This is a genomic window from Kribbella soli (assembly GCF_004331345.1).
In the GTDB taxonomy this organism is placed as follows: domain Bacteria; phylum Actinomycetota; class Actinomycetes; order Propionibacteriales; family Kribbellaceae; genus Kribbella; species Kribbella soli.
Map to the genome: position 1 here is coordinate 671493 of NZ_SJJZ01000001.1, position 12885 is coordinate 684377.

Annotated in this window: 12 protein-coding genes; 2 read left to right on the forward strand and 10 right to left on the reverse strand. The window is 68.0% G+C overall.

Annotation, left to right across the window (positions count from 1 at the left end; translation table 11 throughout):
- Positions 1-151: 151 nt before the first annotated feature.
- Entirely contained in the window at positions 152-1972 is a 1821-nt protein-coding gene (locus E0H45_RS03390; protein WP_131334797.1) for an ABC-F family ATP-binding cassette domain-containing protein, read from the reverse strand.
- A 60-nt stretch (positions 1973-2032) separates the two neighbouring features.
- Here E0H45_RS03390 and E0H45_RS03395 point away from each other — a divergent pair, with 60 nt between their 5' ends.
- On the forward strand, positions 2033-2881 hold the full coding sequence (locus E0H45_RS03395; RefSeq protein ID WP_165546348.1) for a fructosamine kinase family protein: 849 nt from the start codon (positions 2033-2035) through the stop codon (positions 2879-2881).
- Here the strand turns inward: E0H45_RS03395 and E0H45_RS03400 are convergent.
- The 8 genes from E0H45_RS03400 to E0H45_RS03435 all read right to left on the reverse strand — a co-directional run bounded on the left by E0H45_RS03400 (position 2865) and on the right by E0H45_RS03435 (position 11398).
- On the reverse strand, positions 2865-4754 hold the full coding sequence (locus E0H45_RS03400) for an elongation factor G (RefSeq protein WP_202872182.1): 1890 nt from the start codon (positions 4752-4754) through the stop codon (positions 2865-2867). The genes E0H45_RS03395 and E0H45_RS03400 overlap by 17 nt on opposite strands.
- A gap of 284 nt (positions 4755-5038) precedes the next feature.
- Entirely contained in the window at positions 5039-5971 is a 933-nt protein-coding gene (locus E0H45_RS03405; protein WP_202872183.1) for a 4-(cytidine 5'-diphospho)-2-C-methyl-D-erythritol kinase, read from the reverse strand.
- An 18-nt stretch (positions 5972-5989) separates the two neighbouring features.
- The gene (rsmA, locus tag E0H45_RS03410) at positions 5990-6868 is read right to left on the reverse strand and encodes a 16S rRNA (adenine(1518)-N(6)/adenine(1519)-N(6))-dimethyltransferase RsmA (RefSeq protein WP_131334801.1); all 879 of its coding nucleotides are present in this window, start codon (positions 6866-6868) and stop codon (positions 5990-5992) included.
- Between the two features lie 47 nt (positions 6869-6915).
- Positions 6916-8043, reverse strand: a complete 1128-nt coding sequence (locus E0H45_RS43570; protein ID WP_131334802.1) for a resuscitation-promoting factor — start codon at positions 8041-8043, stop codon at positions 6916-6918.
- Between the two features lie 218 nt (positions 8044-8261).
- Entirely contained in the window at positions 8262-8876 is a 615-nt protein-coding gene (locus E0H45_RS03420) for a nitroreductase family protein (protein ID WP_131334803.1), read from the reverse strand.
- A gap of 24 nt (positions 8877-8900) precedes the next feature.
- Complete coding sequence (locus tag E0H45_RS03425; RefSeq protein WP_131334804.1) at positions 8901-10031, reverse strand: hypothetical protein; 1131 nt, start codon at positions 10029-10031, stop codon at positions 8901-8903.
- Positions 10028-10447, reverse strand: a complete 420-nt coding sequence (locus E0H45_RS03430) for a hypothetical protein (protein ID WP_131334805.1) — start codon at positions 10445-10447, stop codon at positions 10028-10030. Before E0H45_RS03430 ends, E0H45_RS03425 begins: the two co-directional genes overlap by 4 nt.
- Positions 10448-10486: 39 nt before the next feature.
- On the reverse strand, positions 10487-11398 hold the full coding sequence (locus tag E0H45_RS03435) for a TatD family hydrolase (protein WP_131334806.1): 912 nt from the start codon (positions 11396-11398) through the stop codon (positions 10487-10489).
- A gap of 147 nt (positions 11399-11545) precedes the next feature.
- On the opposite strand from E0H45_RS03435, the gene E0H45_RS03440 reads away from it, so the two are divergent.
- Positions 11546-12403: a type IV toxin-antitoxin system AbiEi family antitoxin domain-containing protein gene (locus tag E0H45_RS03440; RefSeq protein ID WP_131334807.1), complete on the forward strand. Its 858-nt coding sequence runs from the start codon at positions 11546-11548 to the stop codon at positions 12401-12403.
- A 33-nt stretch (positions 12404-12436) separates the two neighbouring features.
- Here E0H45_RS03440 and E0H45_RS03445 read toward each other — a convergent pair whose 3' ends face one another.
- Entirely contained in the window at positions 12437-12859 is a 423-nt protein-coding gene (locus E0H45_RS03445; RefSeq protein WP_131334808.1) for an SRPBCC family protein, read from the reverse strand.
- Positions 12860-12885 lie beyond the last annotated feature (26 nt).

Genomic DNA, 12885 nt, shown 5'->3' on the forward strand with positions numbered 1-12885 from the left:
GGCAAGAGGTGGTTCGCCGAAAGTGGCCGCACGGTGTCCGGGGCTCGGGGCCCGAACAACGGCGGCCGGCACGGGGCCCGCTCACCCAGGAGCTCGGCGCACCCCTCCGAATCACAGGGGATCGGAGGGGGCGCCGCGGCTCGAACCCCTGCTACTCCGCGCGTTCCGCCGCTTCGAACCAGGCCGTTTCCAGCTCACCACGCTCGTCGGCCAGCTTGCGGAGCTCGGCGTCCAGCTCGGAGAGCCGCTCGTAGTCGCTCGCACTTACGGCCAGCTGGTCGTGCAGTTTCGTCTCGGCCTCGGTGATCTTCGCGAGCTGCCGCTCGATCCGGTTCAGCTCCTTCTTCGCCGCCCGGGCCGCTGCCGCGTCAGCCGTCGGACGTTCAACCACCTGGCCATTTTGTGCTGTTGACAAATCGGTGGACACAACTGCGGCCGGCGTCAACGCATTCGACGCCGCCCGTCGCGGAATTCCGGCCTCGAGTTCCTCGAGATACTGCTCGACGCCGCGCGGCAGATGCCGGACCCGGGCGTCGCCCATGATCGCGTAAACCATGTCGCTGACCCGCTCCAGGAAGTACCGGTCGTGGGTGACGGTGACGACGACGCCGGGCCAGCTGTCCAGGAAATCCTCGAGCACGGTCAGTGTCTCGACGTCCAGGTCGTTGGTCGGCTCGTCGAGGATCAGCACGTTCGGCTCGTCGAGCAGGATGCGCAGCAACTGCAGCCGGCGCCGTTCACCACCGGACAGGTCCGAGATCCGCGTCGTCAGCTTGTCGCCGGTGAACCCGAACCGCTCGAGCAGTTGCGACGACGTCAGCTCACCGCCCCGCCCGGCGAGCGCCGCCGTACGACGGATCGCGGTGATGTGGTCGAGGACGGTGACCGAGGTGTCGATCTCCTCGAGGGTCTGCGACAGGTTGGCGATCCGGACCGTCTTGCCCTGCTTGACCAGGCCGCGGTCCGGCGCGAGCTGCCCGGTGAGGACCCTGAGGAACGTGGTCTTGCCGGCGCCGTTCGGGCCGAGCAGCCCGATCCGGTCAGCCGGACCGAGCCGGAACGTCACGTGGTCGAGCATCTTCCGGTCGCCGAAGCTCAGGCTGACGTCCTCGACGTCGAACACGTCCTTGCCGAGCCGCGCGGTCGCCAACTGCGACAGCGCGAGCTTGTCCCGCGGCGGCGGCACGTCCTCGATCAGCGCGTTCGCGGCGTCGATCCGGAACTTGGGCTTGCTGGTCCGGGCCGGAGCACCCCGGCGCAGCCAGGCGAGCTCCTTCTGCAGGAGGTTCTGCCGCTTGGCCTCGGTGACCTGCGCCGTGCGGGCCCGCTCGGCCTTGGCGAGGACGTACGCCGCGTACCCACCGTCGTACGACGTGACACGGCCGCCCTGCACCTCCCACGTGTTGGTGCAGACCGCGTCCAGGAACCAGCGGTCGTGGGTCACGACGATCAGCGCGCTCGCGTGGTCGACGACGTGCTCGGCGAGCCAGCTGACGGCCTCGATGTCGAGGTGGTTGGTGGGCTCGTCGAGAATCAGCAGGTCGACCTCGGTGAGCAGGAGTCTGGCCAAGGAGGCTCGGCGCCGCTCGCCACCGCTCAGGCTGCCGACCTGCGCCTGGTGGTCGACTTCGCCGAGAAGATGCTCCATCACCGAGCGCGCTCGCGGATCGGCCGCCCAGGTGTAGGTCTCGACATCACCGAGCACCGCGTGCAGCACGGTCTGGTCCGGGTCGAGATCGTCGCCCTGACCGAGGTACCCGAGCCGCAGGTCGCGATTGTGGGTGATCCGGCCGCTATCGGGCTCCTCACGCCGGGCCAGGACCTGCAGGAGCGTCGACTTGCCGTCGCCGTTGCGCCCGACCACGCCGATGCGCTCACCACGGCCTACGCCGAGACTGACCGAGTCGAGCAGTGTGCGGGTCCCGAAGCCCTTCGAAACAGCTTCCAGATTGACCAAGTTAGGTGCCGCCATAACGCGCCCAAGGGTAGCTGACGCGGACACCGTTCCCGGGATCGTGCCAGGATCGTCCAGGTGTTGACTCCCGCCTGGCTCGAAGGACTGTCCCTCGGCGACGCGATCGCCGCCGATCCGCTGGAAGGTGGCTACGCCAGCAAGACGTTCCGCGTCCGCACGACGCTGGGCGAATCGGTGGTCGTGAAGACGCAGGACGATCTGCCACCGGACCTGTACGCGCTGGAGGCCGACGGTCTCGACGCGCTGCGTGCACCTGGCGGGTTCGCCGTACCAGAGGTCCTTCGGGTGACGCCGGCGTTCATCGTTCTGTCCGACCTCGGTACGCCGGAACCGTCGCCGACGTACTGGGAGGACGCCGGGCGGGCGCTGGCGCTGCAGCATCAGCAGACCGCGGACAAGTTCGGGTACCACCAGGACAACTACCTGGGCACCCTCCTGCAGCGGAACCCGTGGACGAGCGACGGGCACGCGTTCTTCGCCGAGCACCGTCTGCTCCGTTACCTGGAGGAGCCGAACTGCCACAACCAGCTCCCGGAGGCTGATCGGCGCCGCCTCGAACGCGTCGCCAACCGCCTCCCCGAGCTGATCCCGCCGCAGCCTCCGTCCCTGCTCCACGGCGACCTGTGGCACGGAAACCTCCTCCCCGCCCCGGACGGCGGCCCGGCCATGATCGATCCCGCCGTCCACTACGGCTGGCCCGAGGCCGAACTGGCCACCCTCCTCATCTATGGCCACTTGTCGGAGACCTTCTTCGACGCCTACGAGGAACTCCACCCACTAGCCCCGGGTTGGCGTGACCGCCTCCCCTTGCTCCACCTCCGAGAGCTCATCTGCATCACCGCCCATTGGCCCGACCGCCCCGAAGCCGTCACCGAAATCAGCGCGATCCTCAAACAACTCGACTGAGGTTCAGGACGTACTGCTTCTCGTTGAGGGGGTTGCCGTCCGTGCGGGTCCGGCTGGGGGCTGGGCCTGGGACGGGGCTGTAGCTGTCGAAGCTGGTGGCGAGGAGTGCCTCACCTCGGCCGAGGGTGGGGAGCATCAACTCGAAGAGGTGCGTGGTGGCGGCCGGGATGGTGCCTTCGATGTGGGCCTGGGTCTCGGTGAGCGTGGTTTGGGAGACGATGCCGCGGTGTTCTGCGACGTGAGCCAAGACTCGCGAGACAGTATCGGACGGAACATCGAGCTCGAAGTGGTTCACCGGCTCCAGGACCGTCGTACCGGCCTCGGCGATCGCCTGCAGGAGGACGAGCGGCACCAACCGGCGGAAGTCGGCGGCCACGGTGACCGGGCTCCAGTACGCCGTGTGCGTCAGATCCACCCGGATGTCCGGGATCTCCCACCCGAACAGGCCCTGGTGCAACGTCTGCCGAACCGTCTCCTCGATCGCCGTGTGGAAGGCCCGCGGCAGCGCCCCGAGCTCCACCTCCAGGTTGTACTCAATGCCATCGGCAACCGGTGAGACCCGGAAGCCGACCCCCGCCGCCCACGGGCCCTCCGTGATCTCGCGGGTCGCGGCACCGACCCCGATCAACCGCTCGACATGGATCGGCGTCGTCTCGCTGAAGGTGACGCCGACGCCGTACTCCGACTCGAGCAACGACGCGATCACCTCCTTCTGCACCTCGCCGTACAGGCTCACGGTGATCTCGTCGGCCTTCCGGACCCGGATCAGCGGATCCTGCTCGGCGAGCTGCGTCAACGCCTGGAACAACTTCACCCGGTCCCGCGCACTCACCACGGTCTCCAGCGTGGGCGGCGCGAACAGCCGCCCGACCTGCGCCGTCCGGACGCCGAGCTGATCGCCGATCCGGATGCTCTTCAGTCCCCGCAACGCCACGATCTGACCGGCCTCGGCCCGATCCACCGAGTGCCGGCCGCCATCCTCGAACACGTCGATCCCGCTCGGCCGCACCTGGTACGCCGGACCGTCGACGGGATGCACCGGGACCGTCGTACGCGCAGCCAGCGTCCCGCTGACGATCCGTGCGGACGCGATCTTCTGCCCGGCCGCACCCCGCTCGACCTTGAACACCCGCGCCCGCAGCTGGTCCTCCGGTGCCGCGATTGCCCGCGGCAACCAGGTGCGGATCCCCTCGATCACCTCGGCGATTCCGACGCCGGTCATGGCGGATCCGAAGTACACCGGATACATCTCGGCCTTCGCGACCTGACGCCGCAGCTCGGCCGCCTGGTCGACCTCGGCGCCCTCGAGGTACAGCTCCAGGAACGAATCATTGCGCTCGGCAAGCATCTCGCCGACCTCGCCGCGCTGCACCGGCAGCGATACGACCGACGCCGTGCGCAGACCGAGATCCGCCACCGACTCCATCGGTACGGCGGCCGGCGTCAGCAACCGCCGGATGTCGGCGAGCAGCTCGTCGTACCGCGCGCCCACCCGGTCGATCTTGTTCACGAACAGCAACGTCGGGATCCGCAGCCGGTCCAGCGTGCGCATCAGCAACCGCGTCTGCGGCTGCACGCCCTCGACCGCGGAGATCACCAGCACCGCGCCGTCCAGTACGGACAACGCGCGCTCGACCTCGGCGATGAAGTCGGAGTGTCCCGGGGTGTCGATCAGGTTGACCGGCAGGTCACCGAGCGCGAACGACACCACCGCGGAGCGGATCGTGATGCCGCGTTTCCGCTCGAGGTCCATCGAGTCGGTCTGCGTGTTCCCGTCGTCGACCCGGCCGACCCGGTCGATGACTCCGGCGGCGAACAGCAGCCGCTCGGTCAGGCTGGTCTTACCGGCGTCGACATGCGCCACAATGCCCATCGTCAGAGAGTTCAAGAGTCCTCGCGAATGCGTCGAAACGATCAGTACCCATGGGGTGGATCGATCCGCGGCGCATCCCGGTCTCCTGTCGGTGTCGATGGGGTCTCTTCCCGGACGGTAACACCACCCGAGTCCGGGGACGAGCGATTTTCAGGCTCTTGTGATGCATGTGCGGGTGAGGAACTCGTGTCGTGAGACCTGAAATACGCATGCGACTGGGGAACCCTGCTGAACCTTCCAGGTGCATTGCATTCCCCACTTCGGCGGCTCGCTCATAAGATCTGCTACCGATTCACGATCGCCGGAAGGATCCGGGCGCCCGGGACGGGCCCCTCGGCCTGGCGGACCATGCGGCAGCGGCCGGATTCGGCGAGCTCCACGGCCAGGTCGACGGCGCTGCGGCTGTCGGCGGCGAGGAAGAGGCAGGTAGGGCCGGAGCCGGAGATCTGCGCGGCCAACGCACCCTGGTCAAGGCCGAACTGGAGCGTCTCGCCCAGCTCGGGACGCAGCGACAACGCCGCGGCCTGCAGGTCGTTGCTGAGCGCAACGGCAAGTGCGCCGGGCTGCCCGGACAGCAGCGCGGACATCAACTCCGGACGGACCTGCGGCGACTCGACGCGCCGCAGCGGACGCATCCGGTCCAGTTCGCGGTAGACGTCCGGCGTCGACAACCCGCCGTCAGCGATCGCGAACACCCAGTGAAATGTCCCGCGGGACATCACCTCGGTGACCTGCTCGCCCCGTCCCTGACCGAGCGCCGTGTGGCCGACCAGGCAGAACGGCACGTCGCTGCCGAGCTCGGCCGCATGGTGCTGAAGCTCGGTCTGGGTCAGTTGCAGGCCCCACAACCGGTTGCACGCCACCAGAGTCGCTGCCGCGTCAGTCGAGCCGCCGGCCATCCCGCCGGCCACCGGAATCGTCTTGCGGATCGTCAGGTCGACGCCCTCGTCGACGTCGTACTCCGCCTGCAGCAACTGCGCCGCCCGCACCGCGAGGTTGGTCTCGTCGGTCGGTACGTCGTCCGCGAAGTCGCCGGAGATCTCGACCGAGACCTCCCCGTCGTCGTCCCGCAGTACCGCGGTCACGTCGTCGTACAGGGCAACGGCCTGGTACACCGTGGCGACCGGGTGGAACCCGTCCGGGCGCGGCGGACCGACCGACAGACCGAGATTGATCTTGGCCGGCGCCCGCACCGTGACCTCAGCAGAAGGTGGCACGTCGCACAGGCTAGGGCATTACACAGTCCGACCTGCACCTGCGAGTGCAGCGAATTCTGTGATCCCGAGCATCTCGCCGCGCACTCTCGGGTCGATCCCGGCGGCGCTGAGCACCTCGTCGAGCCGCGCACGATCCGGCATCCAGCGGGCCAGCGCGGACCGGATCGTCTTACGGCGCTGCGAGAACGCGGCCTCGATCACCGCGAACACCTCCTCGCGGCTCGCCTCCGTCGCCGGCGGTTCGCGGCGCTCGAACGCGACCAGGCCCGAGTCCACGTTCGGAGCCGGCCAGAAGACGTTCCGTCCGATCGGCCCGGCGCGCCGCACCTCGGCGTACCACGCGGCCTTCGCCGACGGTACGCCGTACGTCCGCGAACCCGGTCCGGCCGCCAACCGGTCCGCGACCTCGGACTGCACCATCACCAAGCCGTGCCGCAGCGAGTCCGAGACCTGGAGCAGGTGCAGCAGCACAGGTACGGCGACGTTGTACGGCAGGTTCGCCACGCAGGCGGTCGGCTCGCCGATCTCCGCGGGCGTCACGTCCATCGCGTCCGCCTCGACCACGGTCAACCTGGATGCCTGGTGTGGCGCGTACGACGCGACGGTCGACGGCAGCGCCTGCGCGAGCAGCGGGTCGATCTCGACCGCAGTGACCCGGTGCCCTTCCGCGAGCAGCGCGAGCGTCAGCGACCCGAGACCCGGCCCGATCTCGAGAACCGTCTCGCTCTCCGTCAGCTCGGCGGCGCGAACGATCCGGCGCACCGTGTTCGGGTCGATGACGAAGTTCTGGCCGCGCTGCTTGGTCGGACGGACCCCGAGGGACGCGGCCAGCGAACGCACGTCCGCCGGACCGAGAAGTCTCGGTCCGGCGGACGTGGATGAATCAGACGAGGTCACCCCGTCAGTTTGGCAGGCCGAAACCTTCTCCCGCCCCACCGCCCCAGTCAGGCGCGCTTACCGCAGACAGGCCATGCGCCGTAACCACCGCGGTCGGCCTTGACCTTCTCCGCGATCGCGATCTGCTGCGCCTTCGACGCACCGTTCGCGTTGTCGGCGTACGCCGTACCGCCGTAGGCAGCCCAGGTGCCGTGGTCGAACTGCAGACCGCCGTAGTACCCGTTGCCGCTGTTGATCGACCAGTTGCCGCCCGACTCGCACTCGGCGATCCGATCCCACGCACCGACGTTGCTGCTGGTCGGCGTGTCGGTCTCGGTGGTCGTGGTGGTCGGCTCCGCCGGCTTCGGCTTGGTGCCGACGACGACCTGCTCGTCGACCGCCTTGGCCACCAGCTTCGACCCGACCACCTTGGTGGCCGACAGCTTGCCATCCAGGTAGGTGTACAGGTACGTGACGGTCTTGGAGCCGTCGGTGCCCTTGGTCGTGGTCTTCTTGGTGCCCACTTCCAGCGTCGCCGACTTGGTCTCGTCGGTGCCGTGCGCGACTGCCTCGGTCTTGGTGACGGTCTTCTGCAGGACCTGCACGAAACCGATCTTGTTCACGCCGAGCTTCAGCGGGGTCGCGGCGGCCGGGGTGATCCGGTCGTCGGAGTCCCAGCGAACCTTCGCCTCGGTCAGGGCCTGACCGACGGTGCCGGCCAGCGACTTGATGGTCACGGTCTTGCCGAGGTGCACGATCTGCACAGTCTTCGGCGTCGTGACGGTCAGCTCCAGACCCTGGCGGCCGAGCGGAGCGCTCCGGCTGGTGGACAGCTGGGCGCCGTCGTAACGGAGACCCAGATCGGCCAGCGCCTCGTTCACGCTGTCGGCGGTGGTCCAGTAGGCCTTCTTGGCGCCGTCGGCGTTGACAGTCAGCGGCCGCCCGTACTGCACGGCGATCTCCTGCCCGTCCTTGAGCTTGGCGTCCACGCCGGGCGCGACGACGTCGTGCTCACCGACCTGAACTTTCTCGGCCTTCAGGGCGTCTGCCACGGTGGAGCCGAAGGTGTGAACCTTCCGCACCTGGCCGTCGACGGAGAGACTGACCGTCTTGCTCTTCGCGGCATACGCCACGGAGCCGCCTGCGACGGCGAACGCAGCCGTCGCACCGACGGCCACGATGATGGACTTACGCACTAACGCTCCCAGGTAGGGCTACCCGGGCACGGGGTGGGACAGCACAGGCACTGGCCGCGAGCGCCAGGCTGGAGGCCTGGAGCCTGTGGTCAACGCCGAGGGGCGTGCTGTTCCCGGAACCTTCCCCGATCCCGGCCAACATCACGGGACCATAACGAAGAAGTAGCGGAAGCGCCAATCCCCTGGTCGGCGAGTCGTAAAAAGGTGTAACGGCTTCCTTACACCGTGTGATTGCCCCATTGCCCCCGATGCACCACTTCGGCGGTCGTCCGGCGCCCCCGTTTCAGCGACGGCGAACGCTTGTCCGGGGCCCGGTGACCGACCGACAGCACCCCGACCAGATCGAACCCCTCGGGTACGCCGAACTCCTTCAGCAACCGGCCCACCTTGTCCGCAGGAGGCCCGAAAAAGCAGGCTCCCAGGCCTTCGTCGACGACCGTCTGCAACATCAGCAGGACCGCCATCCCGGTGTCGACGTACCAGTACGGCGCGGTCCAGCGACCCTCGTCGCGATCGGTCCAGCCCTTGTCCGCTTCGGTGTACCGATCGAGGTACGCGTCCTTGTGCGCGAAGGCCAGAATCAGCAACGGCGCCCGGCGCAGCCCTGTGACCCATTCAACATACTTAGGATCCGGATCCTCGGCCGCGATCCGCCAGTACCGCTCCCGCTCCTCCCCCTCCAATGTCAGGAACGCCCACCCCTGGCTGAACCCACCCGAAGGCGCCCGCAACCCGTTCTCCAGAATCCGCTCCCGGACGTCGTCCGGCACCGCCCGATCCGGGTCGTAGTTCCGCACCATCCGCCGCCGCCGTACGACGTCACTGAACTCCATGACGCCCTGTTTATCAGGCGGGAATCAGCCGAGGCCGGGCGCGTGCGGCCCAGGGCGTGGCCGGGTGGCCTCTTGGCCGCGGGAGCCGTCGTCCGGTCGTGACGGCGCGTGGTCGGTGACACCCGCGCGACGCTTGGGCGCGCCGGCCGCGGGCGCCTGGGGATCGGACAGGGCCCGCAACCGTTCGAGGTCGGGCGAGAGATTCTCCTGGGCGTGGCGAACAGCTTGGTTCAGCCGCGATTCCGGACGCTGGGACTCCGGCTGAACTCGCTGCGCATTCTCGATGCGGTACTTGCGTTCGATGCGCTGGAGTTCCGTGTCCAGCCCGGCGACCGCGTTCTGAGCGGCCGTGGTGGCTTCATCGGACTTCTGCTCGCTCCCGAGCGATTCGTCGGCCTGGACCGCCTCCAGGCCGGACAGCGCATCGCGTAGGGGAGCGACCAACTGTCTCCGCACCTCGGCACGGTGCGCCTCAGGCATGAGGCCTGGCTCGGCAAGATGCTTGTCGATCACCAGGTCGACCGCGACGTTCCAGCGTTGACCGTCGTCGGCACACAGCAACTTCTGGGTGACCTCGGCGCTCGTCAGCCCGCTGCGCTCGGCCAACGCCTGGTCGAGGTGCCGGGTAGCGGGGGTGTAGGCGGGAAGGGTATCGAGATTCGGCTGTGCCAGGACCGCGTCCTCAACGTGGTCCAGCCCCGCGTCCCTGAAGACATCACTGATGACGTTGTCGAGGTTGCGCTTCGTCCAGTGCTCGGTACGACCCTCGTCGAAAGCAGTCGCAGCGCTGTCGTACGGATAGGTCTCCGGTGCCGTCTCGTCTCTGAGAGGGGCCATCAGGTGCGCGGCTTCGTGAGTCAGCGTGTCCATCGCATCGCGAACAAGCCAGGCCTCGTAGTCGGTCAACGGCCGATCGAGGTCCCGTGCCTCGCGCAACCGATCAAAGACATGCCGGACGGAAACCGAGATACTGCCGTCACTGAAGGCGCCGCCGACGTCGTCCGGGTCGGTCTCCGCCAGCACTTCCCCGTTCCACCGGGTTCGAGGACCGCCGGCGCCGCCACCGACCCGCTGCTCGACCGCGTACACCACGGCGGCCACCAGCCGGTACTCCCAGGACTGCGGTGAGATCTCGATGTCGTCTTCGTCGGTCACGATCCGCCCTCCACGCCTTCGCTTCGGAGGCGCTCGATCAGCCTGACCAGGGTGGAGTTCATTTTGAGGATCGTCATGGACTCGCGCGCAGGGGCCCGCTTCGACAATGCGGCGATCTCGGATTTCGCGCGTTCGGCGTGGGCGATCCGATCCGCCGCCGAGCCCTTGTCGTTGACTACCTGCGCGAGCAGGCCGGCAGCACGCCAATACTCCGGGCTGGTGCCAGGCTTCGGCCCGCTGATGAACTCGGGCAGCTTCTGCACCCTGATCAGCGCCAACCGGCGGGACCTCTCGTCCGCGATCTGCTCCGCCGACGCCTTCATCCGGACGGCCTCGGCAGCCACCGTGGTCTCGTCCGCACCCTGCAACGAGTCGGCGAGCTCGAGCAACCGCGCGTCGAAGGTCTCGAAATCCACGAACGCAGCGTATCCGCCCGAATGGTCAGTCGCGGGCCGTTACCAAGGCCCTCCGAACGCCCGGTTCGCGTTGTCGTTCAGGGCTGTGCAGAGTTCTGGGACCGAGATGTTGAGGACGTCAGCCATCTTCCGGACCGTGTGCGGGATCAGGTAGGACGCGTTCGGTTTGCCGCGGTACGGCGAGGGCGTCAGGTACGGGGCGTCGGTCTCGACGAGGATGCGGTCGAGGGGGGTGACGGCCAGGGCGTCGCGCAGGGACTGGGCGTTCTTGAACGTGACGACGCCGGCGAAGCTCAGGTACGCGCCGCGGTTCACGCACTCGCGGGCGAACTCGGTGTCGCCGGAGAAGCAGTGCATCACCAGCCGGTCCGGCACGCCTTCGCGATCCAGGATCCGCAGGATGTCGTCGTGCGCGTCGCGGTCGTGGATCATCAGCGTCTTGCCCAGCCGCTTCGCCAGCTCGATGTGCGCGGCGAACGACTCGTGCTGCGCGGCCTGCCCGTCCTCACCGGTGCGGTAGTAGTCGAGCCCGGTCTCACCGATCACCCGGACCTTGTCGCTGCTCGCCGCGAGCCGCTCGATCTCGGCCAGTGCACTGTCCAGCTCGCCGGCTGCTTTCAGCTTCGGCGCCTCGTTCGGGTGCAGGGCGACGCCGGCGATCAGGTTCGGGTGCTGCTCGGCGGCCTCGACCGCCCACACCGCGCCCGGCAGATCGCAACCCACCTGGACGATCCGGGTCACGCCGACAGACTTGGCCAGCCGGATCGCCTCCGCCGGACTCAGCCAGTCCCCGTCCTCGCCATCGGCGATATCAAGATGACAATGCGCATCGACCACACTCATCGGCAACGGATCAGGAACCGCCGGCCGACTCCGATCCCGCGACCGCCCGTCCTCCCCCACCGCAGCCCGCTCCCGAGTCGGCCGACCCACCTCCACACCATCACCCATACGCCCCAGATTACTGAGTCACTAGCGGGTTGCTTCACAGCTGGCGGATTGCAGCAGTTCAGCGAACCAACAACCCGCCACCGGCAGTTGTCCACAGGCGCCAAAGACGGGCGGCGGCGAGGACCGGTTCGCGGCATGTTCTCAGGCATGAATCTCAAACTGGAAGTGGCGGCTGCGGGGCGCGGTGGGTGGTTCTCGCGGCGGGACGCGATTGTTGCCGGGTACTCCGATGCAGATCTCCGCAGACACGTCGCGTCCGGGCGGTGGGTGCGGCTCACACGCGGTGCCTACGCCGAACGCGGGGCTGCCGTCGAGGAGATGCCGTCGTGGGAGCGGGCTGTCTGGCTTCATCTCCGCACGGCGCGAGCGGTCTACCACCGCCTCCACGGTCGCGCGGTCGTGAGTCATCAGTCGGCGTTGCTGCTGCACGGCGTACGGGTCTCGGAGCTGGATCTGCGCCGGGTACATGTGACCAGGTTGCTCGGAGCCGGGCGGTCCGACAGGGCAGTCTGCCAGCATGCCGCTCGGCCATCGGTCGACGTGGTGTGCGAGATGGACGGCGTACGGACGACATACGCCGCGCGGGCTGTGGTCGAGACTGTGCGAGCGACCAGTTACCCAGTGGCGGTCTCGGTTGTGGATCAGACGCTGCGGTTGCGGGTTGCCACGCCCGAGCAGCTGGCGGATGCGCTCACGCCGTTCGCCGGGCGCGGCGGGATCCGCCAGGCCACCCGCGCGGTCGAGTTCGGCGACGGCCGGGCCGAGTCGGTCGGCGAGTCATGGCTACGAGTAGCCCTGGCGGATTTCGGCTTCCCGCCACCACTACCTCAGGCGGAGATCCGCGACGAGTACGGCGTACTCGTCGCACGCGTCGACTTCCTGTTCGAGCGGTACGGCGTGATCGTCGAGTTCGACGGCGCCGTCAAGTACGGCGAAGGCGGCCGTGCTGCCCTGATCGCGGAGAAGGTCTCGCTCCGGTCCGGTGGCGGGTTATGTCACCGCTAGCGCGATGTAACCCGTCAGTGGTGAAACAACCCGCTATTCGGAGCCTTCGGCGGCGGCCTTGACCTTGGCTACGAGCATCTCCCACATGTCTTGGGAGTGTTTGGCTTCGTCTTCTGAGGAGTTGTTGTCCTGCTCGAGTTTTAGGTGGGTGTTGGCGGTCAGGGTGTAGGTGAGGGTGTGGTAGTTCTCCGGTACGTCGGGTTGGCCCGTCAGCGGACTGAAGTGGGTCAGCTGTAGTAACCGCTCCGGCTCTATGGCGAGGATCTTGCCCTTGTCCTGGTAGGGCTTGCCTTCCCATTCGCCGGTCCAGGTGATCGGGCTGCCTACCTTCCAGTCGGTCTCTACCTCGGCGCCGAACCAGAGCTGTTTCAGCTGGTCCGGGCTCGTCAGTACGTTCCACACTCGCGCGGCCGGCGCGTCGATGTCGACCTCGGCCACGGCCAGATACCCAGTCATCGTGTAACTCCTTTCCTGCCCCCGAC

Bases quoted from the DNA above. Each gene is read 5' to 3' on its own strand.
- E0H45_RS03440 (WP_131334807.1), top strand. From the start codon at position 11,546: ATGAATCTCAAACTGGAAGTGGCGGCTGCGGGGCGCGGTGGGTGGTTC.
- E0H45_RS03435 (WP_131334806.1), bottom strand. From the start codon at position 11,398: ATGGGTGATGGTGTGGAGGTGGGTCGGCCGACTCGGGAGCGGGCTGCG.
- E0H45_RS03445 (WP_131334808.1), bottom strand. From the start codon at position 12,859: ATGACTGGGTATCTGGCCGTGGCCGAGGTCGACATCGACGCGCCGGCC.
- E0H45_RS03390 (WP_131334797.1), bottom strand. From the start codon at position 1,972: ATGGCGGCACCTAACTTGGTCAATCTGGAAGCTGTTTCGAAGGGCTTC.
- E0H45_RS03420 (WP_131334803.1), bottom strand. From the start codon at position 8,876: ATGGAGTTCAGTGACGTCGTACGGCGGCGGCGGATGGTGCGGAACTAC.
- E0H45_RS03400 (WP_202872182.1), bottom strand. From the start codon at position 4,754: ATGGGCATTGTGGCGCATGTCGACGCCGGTAAGACCAGCCTGACCGAG.